This window comes from Actinomyces sp. HMT 175 (genome assembly GCF_016694895.1).
In the GTDB taxonomy this organism is placed as follows: Bacteria; Actinomycetota; Actinomycetes; order Actinomycetales; family Actinomycetaceae; genus Actinomyces; species Actinomyces oris.
Map to the genome: position 1 here is coordinate 603,406 of NZ_CP068012.1, position 17,950 is coordinate 621,355.

14 protein-coding genes are annotated in these 17,950 nt (G+C 71.3%); 8 read left to right on the forward strand and 6 right to left on the reverse strand.

The window, feature by feature from the left end:
- Positions 1 to 108 precede the first annotated feature (108 nt).
- The 4 genes from JJJ14_RS02500 to JJJ14_RS02515 all read right to left on the reverse strand — a co-directional run bounded on the left by JJJ14_RS02500 (position 109) and on the right by JJJ14_RS02515 (position 6,732).
- Complete coding sequence (locus tag JJJ14_RS02500) at positions 109 to 2,175, reverse strand: heavy metal translocating P-type ATPase (RefSeq protein WP_201444609.1); 2,067 nt, start codon at positions 2,173 to 2,175, stop codon at positions 109 to 111.
- A gap of 228 nt (positions 2,176 to 2,403) precedes the next feature.
- Entirely contained in the window at positions 2,404 to 3,939 is a 1,536-nt protein-coding gene (gene glpK, locus JJJ14_RS02505) for a glycerol kinase GlpK (RefSeq protein ID WP_201444610.1), read from the reverse strand.
- Between the two features lie 85 nt (positions 3,940 to 4,024).
- A complete protein-coding gene (locus JJJ14_RS02510) occupies positions 4,025 to 4,765 on the reverse strand; it encodes an MIP/aquaporin family protein (RefSeq protein ID WP_201444611.1) in 741 nt (246 codons plus the stop codon).
- A 167-nt stretch (positions 4,766 to 4,932) separates the two neighbouring features.
- Positions 4,933 to 6,732: a glycerol-3-phosphate dehydrogenase/oxidase gene (locus JJJ14_RS02515; protein ID WP_201444612.1), complete on the reverse strand. Its 1,800-nt coding sequence runs from the start codon at positions 6,730 to 6,732 to the stop codon at positions 4,933 to 4,935.
- A 388-nt stretch (positions 6,733 to 7,120) separates the two neighbouring features.
- Here JJJ14_RS02515 and JJJ14_RS02520 point away from each other — a divergent pair, with 388 nt between their 5' ends.
- The 8 genes from JJJ14_RS02520 to JJJ14_RS12595 all read left to right on the forward strand — a co-directional run bounded on the left by JJJ14_RS02520 (position 7,121) and on the right by JJJ14_RS12595 (position 15,037).
- A complete protein-coding gene (locus tag JJJ14_RS02520; protein WP_201444613.1) occupies positions 7,121 to 8,275 on the forward strand; it encodes a sugar-binding transcriptional regulator in 1,155 nt (384 codons plus the stop codon).
- A 126-nt stretch (positions 8,276 to 8,401) separates the two neighbouring features.
- Entirely contained in the window at positions 8,402 to 9,034 is a 633-nt protein-coding gene (locus tag JJJ14_RS02525) for an amino-acid N-acetyltransferase (protein WP_201444614.1), read from the forward strand.
- Positions 9,035 to 9,173: 139 nt separating this feature from the next.
- The gene (locus JJJ14_RS02530; protein ID WP_201444615.1) at positions 9,174 to 9,659 is read left to right on the forward strand and encodes an SRPBCC family protein; all 486 of its coding nucleotides are present in this window, start codon (positions 9,174 to 9,176) and stop codon (positions 9,657 to 9,659) included.
- A gap of 122 nt (positions 9,660 to 9,781) precedes the next feature.
- The gene (locus tag JJJ14_RS02535; RefSeq protein ID WP_236592887.1) at positions 9,782 to 10,477 is read left to right on the forward strand and encodes a hypothetical protein; all 696 of its coding nucleotides are present in this window, start codon (positions 9,782 to 9,784) and stop codon (positions 10,475 to 10,477) included.
- Positions 10,478 to 10,634: 157 nt separating this feature from the next.
- Positions 10,635 to 11,534: a hypothetical protein gene (locus JJJ14_RS02540; protein WP_201444616.1), complete on the forward strand. Its 900-nt coding sequence runs from the start codon at positions 10,635 to 10,637 to the stop codon at positions 11,532 to 11,534.
- 453 nt (positions 11,535 to 11,987) lie between these two features.
- Complete coding sequence (locus tag JJJ14_RS02545; protein ID WP_233431794.1) at positions 11,988 to 12,566, forward strand: hypothetical protein; 579 nt, start codon at positions 11,988 to 11,990, stop codon at positions 12,564 to 12,566.
- Positions 12,567 to 12,701: 135 nt separating this feature from the next.
- Entirely contained in the window at positions 12,702 to 13,649 is a 948-nt protein-coding gene (locus JJJ14_RS02550; RefSeq protein ID WP_101559853.1) for an A/G-specific adenine glycosylase, read from the forward strand.
- A 149-nt stretch (positions 13,650 to 13,798) separates the two neighbouring features.
- Positions 13,799 to 15,037 (forward strand): hypothetical protein, encoded by a 1,239-nt coding sequence (locus JJJ14_RS12595; protein ID WP_236592888.1) that lies wholly within the window; start codon positions 13,799 to 13,801, stop codon positions 15,035 to 15,037.
- A 58-nt stretch (positions 15,038 to 15,095) separates the two neighbouring features.
- Here the strand turns inward: JJJ14_RS12595 and disA are convergent, their stop codons facing one another.
- Positions 15,096 to 16,166 carry a DNA integrity scanning diadenylate cyclase DisA gene (gene disA, locus JJJ14_RS02560; RefSeq protein WP_101559851.1) on the reverse strand — a complete coding sequence of 357 codons (1,071 nt, stop codon included), beginning with the start codon at positions 16,164 to 16,166 and terminating at the stop codon, positions 15,096 to 15,098.
- A 331-nt stretch (positions 16,167 to 16,497) separates the two neighbouring features.
- Entirely contained in the window at positions 16,498 to 17,919 is a 1,422-nt protein-coding gene (gene radA, locus JJJ14_RS02565) for a DNA repair protein RadA (protein ID WP_075375338.1), read from the reverse strand.
- Between the last annotated feature and the right edge of the window lie 31 nt (positions 17,920 to 17,950).

Below are 17,950 nucleotides of genomic sequence, written 5' to 3' on the forward strand. Positions count from 1 at the left end.
ACCCTTGGCCAGTGGATCCCGGCCCTCGTGGAGTAGGCCGGCGCGAGGTGAGGACCGGCCGGCGCCGGTGCTGCGGCCTGTGTCGGTGGGTGTCGGTGGCCGGACGGCTCAGCGCCTGCGGCGGCGCCGGGGCACCAGCCGGGCCGAGTTGAGGATGAAGGCCGATTCGGAGACGACGTGCACGAGGGCCGCGGCCACCGGCCCCAGCAGCCCCAGCCCGGCGGCGATCATGCCGACGACGTCGACCACCACCGTTCCCACGAAGTTCACCATGATGATGCGCCGAGCCCGGCGGGCCACCCGCACGGTCTCGACCAGGTCGGCCGGGGCGGAGCCCACGAGCACCACGTCCCCGGCCTCGCGGGCCACGTCCGTGCCGGTGCCCATGGCGATGCCGACGTCGGCGGCGCCCAGAGCGGGCGCGTCGTTGACGCCGTCGCCCACCATGGCCACGCGCTTGCCGCCTGCCCGGCGCAGCGAGTCGATGACCTTCTCCTTGTCGGTGGGCAGCAGGTCGGCACGCACCTGCTCCTCGGCCAGGCCGAGCAGGCCGGCCACGTGGCGCGCGGAGGCGGCCGAGTCGCCGGTGAGCATGAGGACCTCCAGGCCCATGTCACCCAGGTCCCGCACGGCGGCGGCCGCCCCCTGACGCAGCCGGTCGGCCAGGGCGATGGTGCCCAGGAGCTGTCCGTCGGCCCGCACCTCCACCACCGAGGTGGCCGACGGCGCCTCCGGGTCGGACTCAGTGCTCAGGGCGGCCTCGTCGTCGCAGTCGGAGGCGTCCCGCTCCGGTTGGTTCTTCTGTCCCCGGCAGCGTCCCACGGTGATCTGGCGTCCTTCGACGTGGGCGCTCACGCCGGCCCCGGGGGAGTAGGCGACGTCGCCGGGCATCGGCACCGTCAGGTCGCGCACGGCGGCCTCGGCGTAGATGGCCCGGCCGATGGGGTGCTCGGAGTTCCACTCGGCCGCGGCCGCCAGGGCCAGCACCTCGCCCTCGCCGGCGGCGGCCTCGGTGGGGCGGACGCTCACGACCCGGGGCTCGCCGACGGTGAGGGTCCCGGTCTTGTCCACCACCACCGTGTCCACCGCGGAGAGCTGCTCCAGGTGGGTGCCGTCCTTGACGAAGGCCCCGCAACGGGCGGCGCGGGCGATGGCCGCCAGAACCGCCAGGGGAGTGCCCGCGGCCACCCCGCAGGCCCCGGCCACGATGATGACCGAGATCGTGGCGCGCACGTCCCTGGTCACCAGGAAGGTGACCAGGGCGGCCGCCAGCGCCAGGTAGACGATGCGGGCCGCCAGCCGGTCGGCCAGGCGCTGGACCGGCGCGCGCGAGGACTGGGCGTGGCGCACCGCGGCCACGATCCGCCCGTAGGAGGACTCCTCGCCGACCCGCTCCACCTCGAGCTCCAGGGCGCCACGGGTGATGGAGCCGGCCGGCACCCGGTCGCCCGGCCCGACCTGCACGGGCAGCGCCTCCCCGGTGATCCGGGACTGGTCGACGTCGGCCCTACCGGTGCGCACGACGCCGTCGACCGGCACCCGGCCCCCGGGACTCAGGGCGATGACCTGCCCCGGGCGGACCTCGTCCAGGGGGACCTCAGTGACCCCGGGGGACTGCGAGGCCTCGGCGGCCTCGGCGGACTCAGTGGTCTCCGGGGCCCCCACCACCCGCGCGGTCTGCGGCAGGAAGGACATGAGATCGGTCAGGGCGTCGCGCCCCCGATCCATCGACAGCTCCTCCAGGACCTCGGCGCACAGCGCGAAGACCGTCACGGCCAGGGCGGTCACCCACTCGCCAATGGCGGCGGCCGCCACGATGGCCAGGAGCATCGACAGCTCCATACTCATGCGCCGCTCGCGCAGGTCACCGGCCGCCTCGACCAGGAGCGGCCAGCAGCCCACCGCCAGCACCACCGCCCCGACGGCGCCCACAGCCCAGCCGGGTGCGCCGGTCGTGCCCGCGATCCAGGCACCCAGTGCCGCCACGCCCACCACCGCGATGCGTACGACGTCGGCCCACTCGATCCGCTCGAGGATCCGCTCGCCCGTGCGGGCACCTGAGGGGGTGCCGGCGTTGGAGAGCTCGTCGGAGTCATCGACGGGCAGTGCCGGCGTCGAGGCCGACGGGGCCGAGGCGGGCGGGGACACGTGGGCAGCGGGTGGGTGAGCCGTCATACAGGGACTCCTGGCAGGGGGACGGGAAGTACTCCCCGGGCGGGCCAGGGAGTGTCACCCAGGAATCTACCGACCATTCATGGGCCTCGACAGTGTATGAGAGGACTAGTAGCGCATGAGGACGCCGCCGACGGGCCCATGGGGAGGAGGGCCCGTCGGCGGCGTCCGGGAGACTGGGCGCTCAGGCGGTGCCGGCGAGCGCCGCCTGAGTACTGTCGGACATCGGCCCTACTCGACGACGTCCTCGTCGACCCAGTCCAGGGTGCGCTGGACGGCCTTGTTCCAGTTGCGGAAGAGCCGCTCGCGCTCGGCCTCCTCCATGGCCGGCTCCCAGCGCTTGTCCTCGGCCCAGTTGTCGATGACGTCCTGGGTGCCCGACCAGAAGCCCACTGCGATACCGGAGGCGTAGGCGGCACCCAGTGCCGTGGTCTCGGCGACCTTCGGGCGCACCACGGGCACGCCCACCTGGTCGGCCTGGAACTGCATGAGCAGCTCGTCGCGGGTCATGCCGCCGTCGACCTTGAGCTCGGTCAGGGCCTGTCCCGAGTCGGCGTTCATGGCCTCGAGGACCTCGCGGGTCTGGTAGGCGGTGGACTCCTCCACGGCCCGGGCGATGTGCGCCTTGTTGACGTAGCGGGTCAGACCCACCAGGGCACCGCGGGCATCGGGGCGCCAGTGCGGGGCGAACAGCCCGGAGAAGGCCGGCACGAAGTAGGCCCCACCGTTGTCCTCGACGCTGGAGGCCAGGGCCTCGATGTCCTTGGAGTCGGCGATGATGCCCAGGTTGTCGCGCAGCCACTGCACCAGCGAGCCGGCCACGGCGATCGAGCCCTCCAGGGCGTAGACGGCCGGCTCGTCCCCGATCTGGTAGCACACGGTGGTCAGCAGCCCGTTCTCACTGCGCACCGGGGTGGTGCCCGTGTTCATGAGCATGAAGCAGCCGGTGCCGTAGGTGTTCTTGGCCTGGCCCTTCTCGAAACAGGCCTGCCCGAAGGTGGCCGCCTGCTGGTCGCCCAGGATGCCGCTGATGGGGGTGTCCACCAGCAGGCCGTTCTTGCGGCCGTAGCCGAAGACGCCCGAGGAGGGGCGGATCTCGGGGAGCATGGAGACGGGGATGCCCATGTCCGCGCAGATCTCCGGGTTCCAGTCCAGGGTGTCGATGTTCATGAGCATCGTGCGCGAGGCGTTGGTGACGTCGGTGGCGTGCACACCGCCGTTGACCCCGCCGGTGAGGTTCCACAGCGTCCAGGTGTCCATGGTGCCCATGAGGAGGTCACCGGCCTCGGCGCGCTCGCGGGCGCCCGCCACGTTCTCCAGGATCCAGGCCACCTTGGGGCCGGCGAAGTAGGTCGCCAGCCCCAGGCCCACGCGGTCCTTGTACTTGTCCGGGCCGTCCTCGCCGGCCAGACGGTCGCAGATCTTCTGGGTGCGGGTGTCCTGCCAGACGATGACGTTGTAGACGGGCTCGCCGGTGTTCTTGTCCCACACGACGGCGCTCTCGCGCTGGTTGGTGATGCCTACCGAGGCGATCTCGTGGCGGTTGATCTGCGCCTTGGCCAGCACCCCGCTGACGACGAAGCGGATGTTGTCCCAGATCTCGTTCGCGTCGTGCTCGACCCAGCCGGCGCGCGGGAAGATCTGCTCGTGCTCCTTCTGGTCGACGGCGACGATCTCGCCGTCGTGGTTGAACAGGATGGCGCGTGAGGAGGTCGTACCCTGGTCGATGGCCAGGACGTACTTCTTCTCAGTGCTGTTGGGGCTCAAAGGAATGTCCTTTCACTGCGTTGTGAGGGGGGTGAGGGCTGCGCTGGGCAGCGATGATGTCGATGCGGTCGAGGGTCGTGCGGGCTCAGAACAGCCCGGCGAAGTGGGGGACGATGAGCCCGGCGGCGACGGCGCCGATGAGCGGGCCGACGATCGGGACCCAGGAGTAGGCCCAGTCCGAGCCGCCCTTGCCGGGGATCGGCAGGAGGGCGTGGGTAATGCGCGGGCCCAGGTCACGGGCCGGGTTGATGGCGGAGCCGGTGGGGCCGCCCAGGCTCATGCAGATGACGACGACGACCATGGCCACGGCCAGCGGGCCCAGGCCCGAGGGCGTCTTGCCCGAGGCGATGATCCAGGCCAGCAGGACGAAGGTGCCCACGGCCTCGGTCACGACGTTCCAACCGTAGGAGCGCACCGCCGGGCCGGTGGCGAACACGGCGAGCTTGGAAGCGGCGTCGGCCTCCTGGTCGAACTGCTTCTTGTAGGACAGCCAGACGGTGGCGGCGCCCGCCATGGCACCCACCATCTGGGCCGCGCAGTAGACGAGGATGTTGACCGGTGTGGCGGAGATTCCCTCGGCCAGGGGCCGTCCGGCGACTGCCAGGCCGATGGTCACCGCCGGGTTGAGGTGCGCGCCGGTCTTGTAGGCGGCGTAGACACCCACGAAGACCGCCAGCCCCCAGGCCATGGTGATGACGATCCAGCCGCTGTCCTTGGCCTTGGAGGTGGGCAGCACGACACCGGCGACGACGCCGCAGCCCAGAAGGATGAGAAGAAACGTCCCCAGAGCCTCCGAGGCGAAGATCTGGGTTAGGGTCGCAGACATGTGCGGCTCTCTTTCTGCACGACGGTGTGCGGGTGTACTCGGGACTGCGAGGTCCGGGGTGTGGGTGGTGGGTGGTCGCGGTGCCCGCCTCCACGGGAACTGACGGGCACCACGGGGAGCCTGCTGGCCGAGCGGTACCGGCGGCGGTCCGCTCGACCAGCAGGAGACTAGATCGGCTCGGTGATGTGCGCCACCGCGGCGGCGTCGGTCAGCTCGGACTCTGCTGCGGCGATCTGGGCCACGCGCTGTGCGTAGGCCTCCTTCTGGGCGGCGACGTCCTTTTCGGACCAGTTCAGCAGCGGCGCCATGATCGCCAGGATCTCGTCGGCGGCGGCCAGGCCCCGGTCACGGCGCGAGAGGTCCAGGCGCACCCGGCGCAGCAGGACGTCGTCGAGGCTCTCGGCGCCCTCGTGGGTGACGGCCCAGGCGACCTCGGCGCGCAGGTAAGTGGGGGCCTCGGCCAGCGGCTCGCCCAGGCGCTCCTCGGGACCGGCGGCGTCGATGGCCTGAAGCAGGGCCGGGGTCTCGTCGCCGTAGCGGTCCAGAAGGTGGGTGACCCGCTCCAGGGTCCAGCCGCGCTCACCGGCGATCCGCCCGGCCCGCTTGGCCAGGGCGTGGTAGCCGGCCGCACCCACCAGGGGCAGCTCCTGCGTGGCGCAGGGGTGGGCGTGGGACAGGGCCTCGCCCAGGGCGTGGTCGACGGCGTCGGAGGCCATGACCCGGTAGGTGGTCAGCTTACCGCCGGCGATGGCGGTCAGCCCCGGGGCGATCCGGGTGACCGTGTGCTCACGGGAGACCTTCGTGGAGGCGGCCTCGGCACCCGGCTTGAGCTTGGGCTGGAGCAGGGGACGCAGGCCCGCGTAGACGCCGATGATGTCGGCGCGAGTGATGGGCCGCGACAGCACGGAGTTGGCGTGCTCGAGGATGTAGTCGACGTCGGCGGCGGTGGCCACGGGCTTGGAGACGTCCAGATCCCAGGGGGTGTCGGTGGTGCCGATGACCCAGTACTCGGGCCAGGGGATGATGAACAGGACTGACTTCTCGGTGCGCAGGAAGACCCCGGTCTCGGCGTCGATGGCCTCCTTGGGGACCACGATGTGGATGCCCTTGGAGGCCAGGACCTTCAGGCCGCCGGCGTCGGTGGCCAGGTCCTGGACGTCCTCGGTCCACACTCCGGCGGCGTTAATGGTGCGCTTGGCCCGGATCTCGTGGTCGGTGCCGGTGGCCAGGTCGGTGACGCGGGCGCCGTGGACATGGCCGCGCTCGTCGGTGAGGAAGCCGGTGACCTTCGTGCGGTTGGCGGCCAGCGCCCCCAGGCCGACGGCGGTGCGCACCAGGTCGATGACCAGGCGGGCGTCGTCGACCCGGGCGTCGAAGAAGCGGATGGCGCCAGCCAGGCCGCTGGTGTCCAGGGAGGGGGCCAGGGCGGAGGTGCCCTTGCGGCCCAGGTGGCGCTGGATCGGCACGGTCTTGCGGCCGCGGGAGCCGGCCAGGGCCAGGGCGTCATACATGCCCACGCCGACCGCGGAGTAGGAGCGCTCGTAGTGGTGCTTGAGCGGCCACAGGAAGGGCTGGGCCTTGACCAGGTGCGGCGCGGTGGTGCTCAGCAGGCGGCCGCGCTCGGTGAGGGCCTCGTGCACGAGGGCGAAGTTGAGCTGGTAGAGGTAGCGCAGGCCGCCGTGGACGAGCTTGGAGGACCACGAGGAGGTGCCCGAGGCCCAGTCGCCCATCTCCACGATGCCGGTGCGCAGGCCGCGGGCCGCGGCGTCCAGGGCGATGCCGGCGCCGGTGACGCCCCCGCCGACGACCAGCACGTCCAGGCCCTCGGCGGACGACATCTCCTCCAGGGCGCGCTCGCGCTGGGCGGCGTTGAGCGCGGTGTCCTGGATGGGTGCGGGGTAGGAGGGGCCAGCCGGGCCGGAGCTGCGGGGGGTCTTCTTGGACGAGGGCTTGCGGGTGGAGGTCATGGCTCCTGGGCTCCTACGTGTCGTGAGATCGAAACTGATGGGTCTGTGCGGGGCCGGTCGGCGTTGACCGGGGTGCCGGATGGGAGGCAGGTCGGGTCCCGGCTTCCGGCGCCGGGGCCCGCCGCGTTCCCTCGCGCTCGCACGGCCCTTGTGTGGTGGCGGACACCACTGTCCGCCGAGCGTGGGAGAATGCGCAAGGGATGTGCACGAATGTGCACGACACTTTCGAGGTATCCACAAGAATGTCCGCACAACTGTGTGGACGGCTCTCCTGAACAGGACATCCGATGTCGCAGGCGGCAGGATCGTTCCCTCCCACGGTGCGCAGCAGCCGTGTGGAACGGCCCCGTCGTCGGAGGGCGGAGCCGGGTGGAGCAAGGAGGAAGACGTGACTGGCAGAACCGTTGCTGACGCGGCCGGGAGCGCGGCCAGTGCCGCCGACCCCGGCGGCCTCCTGCGCGCCTATGAGGCGGCCTCCATGTACTACGTCCAGGGCGAGACGATGGAGGTGATCGCCCACCACCTGGGGGTGTCGCGCTCGACCGTCTCCCGGCTCCTGGCACGTGCCCGCCAGGAGGGTGTCGTGCGGGTCAGCCTCGTCCAGCCCGGGGGTGCCGGCTCCCTGGAGGGGCGGATGGCGCAGGTCTTCGGGGTCCGCACGCATATCGTCCCGGTGCGTGAGGGCACCACGGAGATCCACCGCCTCCAGCAGGTCGCCTCCGTCGCCGCCGCGCACATGGTCGATCTCATCGAGGCCCTGGCCGAGTCGGGCCGGGGCCGAGGTGTCGGTGCGCCTGAGTCCGGTGGTCCCGAGGGTGACAAGCCCGCCGCGGCCGGCGAGCCCGCCGGGTCGGGTCGGGACGCTGACGCGGGAGGCGTCGTCGTCGGTGTCGCCTGGGGCACCACCATGTCGGAGGTCAGCGCCGCCCTGCCCTCGAGGTCCGTTCCGGGACTGACCGTCGTCCAGCTCAACGGTGCCTCGGATCCTGTGCGTGAGGGGCCCAGCGCCGGTGAGGTGCTCTCCCGGATGCGCTTGTCGCTGGGGGCGCGCACGATCTCCTTCCCGGTGCCGGCCTTCTTCGACCATGTGGCCACGCGCGAGGCCATGTGGTCGGAGCGCTCGGTCAAGCGAGTCCTGTCTGTGGTGCGGCGCGCGAGCCTGGCCGTCTTCGGCGTCGGCGCCCTCGATGCCCTCAACGGGGCCCTGCCCTCTCAGGTCTACGAGGGCGGTCACCTCACGGCCCGGGACCAGGCCGTCCTGCGCCGCCAGAACGTGGTGGGGGATGTGTGCACCGTCCTGCTGCGTGCCGATGGCTCCTGGCGCGACGTCGCCCTCAACGCCCGAGCCACCGGTCCGACTCCCGCCCAGCTCGCCCGGATTCCGCGCCGCCTGTGCGTGGCAGCCGGAACCGGCAAGGCCCGCGCCCTGCTGGCCGCGCTGCGCGCTCGGACCGCCACGGATCTCGTCGTCGACGATGCCACCGCCCGCGCCGTCCTGGATCTCGCCGAGGCCCGCGGCCAGAAGGGAGGCGGTTCTCGATGAGTCTCGAACGTGGCAGGATGTGGGCCCGGATCGCGCTGCGGTCTGCTCACGGCTCCGACGTCGTCGGTGGAGCACCGGCTCGCGGGGCCCACGACCAGAACTGAGTCTTACTGAATGCGGACGACGATGAACAGCACTGCTGTCAGGACAGATGAACACCAGCCCACCGGCCGGGCAGCTCGCCGGGCTGAGGTCTACGGGGTCGACGGCTCCCGACGCGTCCTTCGGCCGGCTCGCCCGGCGGACGTGCGCGCCATCGCCGAGCTGGTGCGGCCCTACGCTGAGCGCCGCGTCCTCATCGCCAAGGACCTCATCTCCTACTTCGAGGACATTCAGGAGTTCATCGTCGCAGAGGAGATCCCCGGCGTCGCCGGGCCCGGTGGAGCAGACGGCGGAGAGGCCTCGGCCGCGCCCAGGATCGTGGGCTGCGGGGCTCTGCACGTCATGTGGGACGACCTCGCCGAGGTGCGTACCCTGGCCGTTCATCCCGACGCCGTGGGGACCGGGCTCGGTTCGGCCATCCTGCGCGAGCTCATCGCGCAGGCCCGGGAGATGGGGCTCAAGCGGGTGTTCTGCATGACCTTCGAGGAGCCCTTCTTCGGCGCCCACGGTTTCGAGCCGATCGAGGGCACCCCGGTGGGTGCGGACGTCTTCTCCGAGATGCTGCGCTCCCACGACGACGGTCTGGCTGAGTTCCTCGACCTGGCCCGCGTCAAGCCCAACACCCTGGGCAACGCCCGCATGCTCCTGCACCTGTGAGCTGACCGCCCTGGATGGGCCGGGTGTGGTTCGCTGCGGCGCGCCGCAGTCCTGTGCGACCTCGTGGTCGGGTGCGATCCTGTCGGACAAGCGGCCGACAGTTGTGTGACAGCCAGGCGACAACCGTGGAGGAGCACTCATGATCCGCAACGTTCACGAACGCGTCATCAACGCCCCTATCGAGTCCCTTGGGGCCCTGCTTGACGGGCTGGGACAGAAGGACGACCGGCTCTGGCCCTCGCAGTCGTGGACGCCGATGGTCCTGGACCGACCCCTGGCGGTGGGAGCCGACGGCGGCCATGGCGTCATCCGCTACTACGTCAGCGAGTACGAGCCCGGCCGGCGAGTGCGGTTCACCTTCCGTCCGCGAACAGGGATCATCGGCGCCCATGAACTGAGCCTTGACACCCTGGACGATGAGCGCACCCGCATCCGCCACGTCCTCATCGGCCGTGCCCGCGGCGCCATGCGGCTCATGTTCTCGGCCGTGGTTGCGCCCCTGCACGACGCCGTCGTCGAGGACCTCCTCGACAACGCCGAGCGGGAGGCGACCGGTTCGGTGGCCCGGCCCGCGTCCTGGAGTCCGCGGGTACGCGTGCTGCGCCGCCTGACCGGCGACAGATAACCGTCAAGCGCAGGCTGGGCCGATGGGGAGTTCTACCAAAAGCCGGCACAGAGCCAGGGCGATAGGCTGCCGAAGCGTCGTCAGCCCCCATAAGTCCGAAGAACCCCTTGAGGAAAATATTCATGAGTCAGCCGCCGGTCAACGATCCCAATGGTTGGCCTGCCCAGTGGAACCCGGGGCGGCGTCATCGGGTGCCGCCGATCTCGCCGGTCACGGAGAAGCTGGTGCGCCGAACCGCGTTCACCGGCTCCGGTTGGATCGTGTTCATTTTCTGCGGTATCCCAGGGCTGTACCTGCTGAACATCGCGCGACTCTTCGTAGGGGAATGGGGCGGAGCGTTTTTCACGGCGCTGATACTCGGGCTGTTGCTCCTCGTCCCTGTCGCGGTGGCGGCGTCAAGGAGGACGCAGTTCGATGCGGATGGGATCCATGTGCGGGGCCTGTGGAGCGCGCACGACGCCCCGTGGCCCCGCTCCCGCAGCGGGCTGATCGTCCAGCGGCCGGCTAAGAACCCGGTCTTGGGGCTCCTCATCATGGCCTTCGCCGGACTCTTCATCGTGATTCTGGTATTCCTGAGCGATGGGAACCTGACCCTGGATGAGTTCCCCGGCATGAGTCTGGCCGCTCGGACCTACGTCCTCGACTCCGAGGGAGAGGCCGTCTGGCTTGCAGGAATGTCGCGCCGAGGAATATCCAGGTCCGGTATGGAACGCAGAACCGCGGCGGAGCTGGATCGGATCTGGAGCTGGGCCGTCGCGCGCGGCTACACGTGGGAGACCGATACGTACGTGAATCCTGAGTGCCTCCGCGCTGAATGAGAAAGGACCACGGGGACGATGAGGATTGCTGCGGTCCACCTCGTCTCCGAGGGCGGGATGGGGAGTCCTGCCTGAGGCTGCCGTGTGACTGTCTCGGTATCCTGTCCGGGTCCGATCAGGACTCCGCGCATGTGAAGAACCATCGAGGAAAGTGCTCATGAGCCAGCCACCGGCCAACGGCCCCTACAGTCAGCCCGGCCAGTACGGTGCCCCCGCCCAGCAGAACCCCTACGGTCAAGCCGGTGTCCCCGGACCTCAAGCCCAGTACGGCCAGACGAGTCAGGTCGGAGCTGTGCAGTACGGTCACCCCGGACCTCAGGCCCAGTACGGTCAGCAGGCCGGACAGCCCGCAGGGCCTCAGGCGGCTTCCTACGGCGTCGCGGGCGCGCAGCAGTCCTCCTCGGCCCCGCAGCACGAGTACCAGCCCTCCCGGCTCGGCCCCATCCCCGTGGAACAGGACAGGCTGGTCCTCAAGCCCACGGCGACGACCTCCAGCCGTATCCAGTTTCTCGTGGGCGGTGGCTTTGGGCTGGTGTGCCTGGCCGGCGCGGTCTGGAACCTCATTCATCTCGGGGACAAGGGCACGATCAGTGCCTTCGTCATCCTGCTGCTCCTCGGGTTGTTCCTGCTGTTCGGTATCCTGCTCCTCATGTCGGTGCGCACGGTGTTCGACGCCACGGGCATCCACATCGGGGCCGGCGGAAGGGGCCGCGATATTCCCTGGCCGCGGTCGCGCACGGGGCTGTTCGTCAAGGTCCCCGGTGCGCCGGCGGCCCTGGGCGTCGCCGCCGGCAAGGTCCAGATCCGTTACGCCGAGGGGCACGTCATCGACCCCGCCGGCAAGGCATTCGTGCTGGCCGGTCTGACCTGGTCCGGAGTCAGTGCCCAGGCGCTGGAGGCGAAGGGCACCGCCGAGCTGGACCGCATCTGGGAGTGGGCGGTCGCGCGAGGATACACCCAGGAGACGGGCGAGTACGTCGAGCTCAACGGCGTGCTCGGTGTCCAGCAGGGGCTCCGAGCGAGGCAGGAGCGCCGTCAGGGCCTGAATCGCCCCTGAGTCGGGGCGCACACGGTGGACGTCGAGGACGCGCAGCCTCCTCCAGCGTTCTCGGTCGAGGGGGACTGGGCCCTTGGAGGCGGTGTGGTCGCGGCCGGTGTGGAATACGCTCACGGCACCCCACCGCCCACGATCTGGTGCTGACCGCCTTGATGAAGAGGTTCCCATGACGCAACCACCGACAGGCACGTCCGACGGCCGGCCCGCTCCCTACGGCCGGCCCGGGAGCCGCCCCGCCCCTACGGTGGGGGCGCTCCTCAGCGGGCACCCGGTCAGTACGGCTCGGCCGGGTACGGCCGGGTTAGTGACGGTCGATCGAACGACGGCCGACCGAACTGCCAGCAGCCATCGGCCCCTCCGGTCCCCGTTCCCGTCGCTGCGCTCCAGGGAATCCCCGCGGCCCGGACGTTCACGCCGCCGGTGCATCGTCCCGAGCAAGCATCCGCTGTGCCGGTGACCGACAGGTTGGTCCGCCGTACCGCCGCAACCGGGTCCGGCTGGATCGTGCTCGTCCTGTGTGGCGCCGTCGGACTGCTGCTCCTGGTGCTCGGGCTCAGAGCCATCGTTGGCGGCGGGAACGATTCCACGTTCGGCCTCACCATGCTCATCACCGGGCTGATACTCCTGGTGCCGGTTCCGATGATGATGTCCATGCGGACCGAATTCGACTCCAGCGGCATCCACACGCGAGTTCTCGGCTTCCGGCGCGACATCCCCTGGCCCCGCTCCCGCAGCGACCTATTCGTCAAGCGCCCCAGTGCGCCCCCGCTGCTGGTGATTCTCCTGGGGCTCGTCCTCATCGTCCTGGCCCTCCTCGCCGGGGACGCCGGGGACGCTGCCGGCGTGAGCCTGAGCGCCCGAGCCTACGTCAGGGTCCCTCAAGGGCGAGCCGTCTGGTTGCCGGGGCTGACTCGTCGCGGTCTGTCGAGGTCCATGATGGTGCGCCGGGGCGATGCCGAACTGGAGCGTATCTGGACCTGGGCAGTGGCCCGCGGTTACACCCAGGAGACGGGTACGTCCGCGCGATCGTAGGTTAAGCCTCGGCTTCGTAGGGTAAGGGTACGAACCGGCTGCCTACCCTACGATCGCGAGGAGTGCGACGACTCTCAGCCGGCCGGTGACGAAGGCATCCGGCCTCGCCCAAGCCGTTGCCGCTACGGTGTCCCCGTGCCCGCCCGCCCTGCCCCTGACGACACGCTCACTGCTGCGACCTCGGCGCAGGACGTCATGACCTGGTACGACGCCCACGCCCGCGACCTGCCGTGGCGCCGGCCCGGTACGACGCCGTGGGAGGTTCTCGTCTCGGAGGTCATGAGCCAGCAGACCCCGGTGGCTCGCGTCGTCCCTGCCTGGCAGGAGTGGATGCGGCGCTGGCCCGGTCCCGCCGAGCTCGCCCAAGCCCCCACCGCTGCGGTGCTGCGGGTCTGGGGTCGCCTGGGCTACCCGCGCCGGGCCCTGCGGCTCATCGAGTGCGCCCGCAGCGTCGTCGAGCAGCACGGCGGCGTCCTGCCAGATGACCTGGACGCCCTCCTTGCCCTGCCCGGGGTGGGGGAGTACACGGCCGGTGCGGTCCTGGCCTTCGCCCACGGTCGGCGCGCCCTCGTGCTGGACACGAATGTCAGACGGGTCCTGGCCCGCGCTGTCGGCGGTCAGGCCCTTCCTGCCCCCAGCCTCAACCGGGCCGAGCGCGAGCGGGCACTGGGTCTGCTGCCCGACGACGACGCCACCGCCGCCCACTGGTCGGTGGCCGTCATGGAGCTCGGCGCCCTGGTGTGCACCGCCCGCGATCCGGATTGCGGGGCCTGCCCGTGGCAGGCCGGCTGCGCCTGGCTGGCGGCCGGCCGCCCCGTGGACGTCCACGCGGGCCGGCGTCGCACCCAGGCCTGGCACGGCACCGACCGCCAGGCCCGGGGGCTGGTCATGGCCCGCCTGCGCGCGGCCCCCGACGGGCAGTGCGTCGAGGCTGCTGAGCTCAGGGCCTGCGCTGCCAGGGCCGGGACGCGGGCCTCCGGTGGTGCTCGCGACCCCGAGCAGCCGGTGCGCGCCCTGTCCACCCTCCTGGCCGACGGGCTCATCGCCACCGACGACGACGGCGCCACCTACCGGCTTCCCTAGCCGGCCACCGCTGTGCGGACCGCCCCGGTAGCCGGCCAGGGATGCGCTTGGGGTTTGTGCGGACAACGACGAAGGTCTCATCGGCCTCGCGCATCGCCGGGGCGGGGCGCTCACGGGCCCGGGGCCGTGGCGCCGGTAGAGTCGTGACCATGGCCAAAGGACGCGGACGCAACCATGGGGAAAGCGCAGGACGACGAGGCTCGGCCCGTCGCGGCGCAGGCTCCTCATCGGGACGCTCGTCCTCGGGCTCCCAGTCCCGGCCCCACCGGCAAGGTGGTTCCGGCGCCGGGCCGCGGTCGGGTGCCGGACAGTCCTCCTCGTCCCGCTCCGGCGGGACGCCTCGATCCTCCCAGACCAGGGGACGCGGCGGTCGCGCCTCGGGCACGAAGTCGACCGGACGCCCCCTGCACTCGGGGCAGACGGGCCGGCCCGCCAGCGGGCAATCGGGCACGCCGGCCCGGGGCGGCAAGAACCGCCGGCCCCCCCAGGGCGGCCAGGGGACCTCGACGCCTCGCTCACGGCAGGCCGCTCCGGGAACCGCTCGCTCCTCCCGGACGAGCTCGACTCAGGCCGCTCGCTCCGATCGTCGTCGACACAGCTGGGGCGCGGGCCTCCAGTGGACCCATATCGGCGGCGGGCGGCTGACCGGAGCCCCCGACTCGATCCCGCAGGGCCCGGACCAGCCTCGCAGTGGGCGCCTGCGCAAGCCGGTCCCGCCTCAGCCCCGCTACGGTCTGCGCCGTGCCCTGGTGCTGGGTGGGGTCCTACTGGTCCTCTTGCTGCTCATCGTGACCATCGCCGTCGGCTACTTCTGGGTCCGCAACACCATCCGCACCCAGGATGAGGAGCGCGCAGCCGCCCAGGTGCACACCGTCTACCCCACGCCGGGGAAGTGCGACCCCTCGACCTTGAAGAGCACAGTGCAGGGGCCCGAGTCCGTCAGTGTCGGTGCTGGGGCGACCTTCTCCATCTCCCTGGTCAACAGCGGCCAGGCACCCTGCCTGATCGACGTCGGCAGCCAGGCCCTGGGGGTGCGGGTCTCCTCGGGCTCCCAGCAGGTGTGGGACTCTGTCACCTGCCCCGTGGGCCAGACCGAGAAGGCCCTCCTCCTGCCTGCGGGCAAGGGCGCCGATGTCAACGTGACCTGGAACGGTAACGCGGCCACCTCCGACTGCGCAGCGGCCAACGCGGCACCGGCCTCCCCGGCTTCTCCGGCAGGCGCATCGGCCTCCTCGACGCCGAGTGCCACTGCCTCCTCCTCCGCGAGCCCCTCGGCGGGTCAGGCGCAGACCGCCCCCGGCAGCACCGCGGGCGCGGGAACCTATCGTTTCCGCTTCGTCATGGGGGACAAGGACCTCACTGAGGACCGGGTCTTCGTCGTCGGCTGACGGCTTTCTGCAGGCGGGTGCCGGGGCGGCCGCCGGAAAGGCCTGGCGACCGACGAGCTCAGGAGTAGCGCTCGACGACGGAGATCTCCGCCAGCCGTGACAGCCCGTCGCGCAGGGTCCGGGCTCGCTGGGCGCCTACGCCCTCGACGGCCTCGAGCTCCTCGATGGTGGCTCCGAGGACCCCCTGCAGGGACCCCCACTGCTCGACGACGGCGCGCGCCGTCACCACGGGCAGGCGCGGGATCTTCGACAGGATCCGCAGGCCGCGCGGGGAGACCTGGGCGTCCAGGTCCTGGCCGTCGATGCCGCCCAGTCCCATGGAGCGCGCCACCATCGCCAGGTCCAGGAGGGCGGGGGAGCCGACCCACTTCAGGCGCGCATCGACGGTGGTCGTGTCCAGGCCCTCGGGCAGGTAGTCCTCCAGGAGGAAGCCGTGCTCGGCGAGCAGGCCCCGGGTGAGCTCCTCGACCTGGAGGGCCAGGAGGCGCCCGTCGGTGCCGAGCTCCAGGACGTAGGAGTCGATGTCGGCGGAGATGCGGCGGACCATCTCCATGAGCTGGAGCACCGAGGTGACGTCACGGACGGTGACGAGGTCCTCGATCTCCAGGGAGTCCAGGCCGGCGGAGGTCTGGTCGAGGCGGGCCTTGTAGCGCTCCAGGGCGGACAGGGCCTGGTTGGCGCTGGCCAGGATCGACTCGCTGGGCTCCAGGACGTGGCGCTTGCCGTCCACGTACAGGGAGATGATCCGCATCGACTGGCTCACGGAGATGACCGGGTACCCGGTCTGGCGGGCTACGCGCTCGGCGGTGCGGTGACGCATGCCCGTCTCCGAGGTCTGGATCGAGGCGTTGGGCAGCAGCTGGACGTTGGCGCGCCGGATCCGGGCGGTGTCCATGTCGACGACGACGCCGCCGTCCATCTTGGCCAGCTCGCGCAGGCGGGCGGCGGAGAGCTCGACGTCCAGGTGGAAGCCGCCCGAGGAGATGGCCTCCACCACCGGGTCGAAGCCCAGCACGATGATCGCTCCGGTACGTCCGCGCAGGATCCGCTCCAGTCCGTCACGAAGGACGGTGCCGGGAGCAACGAGCGCAAGCGTCTCGTGCAGCTGGCCAGCGGCCTCGATCATCATCTCTCCTGATCTCGCGGTGTCCTGGGGAAGGGATCGCACAGTGAACTTGCCGGGGCGGACCGCGCTCGGGACCCTCCGGTCTCGCGGCATCCAGGTGAGCGCACGCCCCGGTGCTCACGCTCCCATGGTATCGGCAGCCGGGCCGACCTTCGGCGAGGGCCTTCCCACACTGGACCAGTCGGTCTGTTGGCGGCGCCCGGCCGATCCATGACGGTCACGTCACCTGTTCGGCTCCCGTGGCCGCCCCTGGCTCCGGCGTTGTCTGCGTTTGCCTGTACTGCCTCCACCGCTTGTGCTGTATGTGCTTGCCCATGGTGACCGTACTGTCCTGTCAGCCGCGTGGGAGTGCCGCCCCCATGGCCTCACCCACGTGCGCGACCGGCAGCACCTGCATCCCGGCGACCTCGCGCAGCTCGGCCGAGCCCGCCAGCGGCACGATCGCCCGGTCGAAGCCGAGACGGGAGGCCTCCGCAAGGCGCCGCTGGATACCGACAGTGGCCCGCACCTCACCGGTGAGCCCCACCTCGCCGAAGGCCACGAGGCCAGCAGGTGTGGGCAGGTTGCGCGCGGCCGAGACCACGGAGATGGCCACCGCCAGGTCCGTGGCCGGCTCGACGGCGCGGGCCCCGCCCACGGTGGAGACGTAGACGTCCGCGCTGGAGGTGTCCACCCGCAGCCGGGCGCTGAGAACGGCCAGCGCCATGGCCGTGCGCGAGTGGTCCACCCCGGAGGTAGTGCGACGCGGGGACCCGGCGTTGGTGGGGGCCACCAGCGCCTGGATCTCCACCGGCATGGGACGGCGCCCCTCCAGGGTCACAGTGGCGCAGGTGCCCGGTACCTCGGAGCGGGCGGCGGACAGGAACAGGCCCGAGGGGTCCGCCAGCCCCACGATGCCGCGCTCGCCCAGGTCGAAGCAGCCGACCTCATCGGTGGGGCCGTAGCGGTTCTTGACGGCCCGCAGCAGCCGCAGGCGGGCGTGACGGTCCCCCTCGAACTGGGTGACGACGTCGACCAGGTGCTCCAGGACCCGGGGCCCGGCGATCCCACCGTCTTTGGTCACATGACCCACGAGCAGCACCGGGATATTGCGCTCCTTAGCCACCGCGATGAGTGCACCGGCCACGGCCCGCACCTGGGTGACGCCCCCGGCACTGCCCTCGACCTGCGCTGAGGCGATGGTCTGAACCGAGTCCACCACCAGCAGGGAGGGACCGGCCGCCTCCACGTGCCCCAGCAGGGCCCCCAGCTCGGTCTCCGCGGCCAGGAGCAGCCCCGGATCCAGAGCGTCGATGCGCTCGGCCCGCAGCCGCACCTGCGAGGCCGACTCCTCACCGGTGACGTAGAGGACCGGCCCGTCCCCGCGCTCGCGAGCCACAGCGGCTGCCTTCGCGGCGACGTCGAGCAGCAGCGTGGACTTGCCGACGCCGGGCTCGCCGGCCAGCAGCACAACGGCCCCCGGCACGATCCCGCCGCCCAGGACCCGGTCCAGCTCACCCACCCCGGTGGGACGGGCCCTGGCCTCCGTGGCGCTGACCTCCCCGATGGGGCGGGCGGCCACGGTCGGTCGCACGGCGCCGGCAGCGCCCAGGGCCCCGCCGGCGCCCCCACCCGGGGAGTCGGAGACCTGAGTCTCCTCCAGGGTTCCCCACTCGCGGCACTCCCGGCACTGGCCCATCCACTTGGGGCTGGACCAGCCGCACTCGGTGCAGCAGTAGGAGACCTTGGGTGCCTTGGGGCTCTTCGATGCGGGCATGACCGGAGAGTATCGGGCCCCACCGACATCT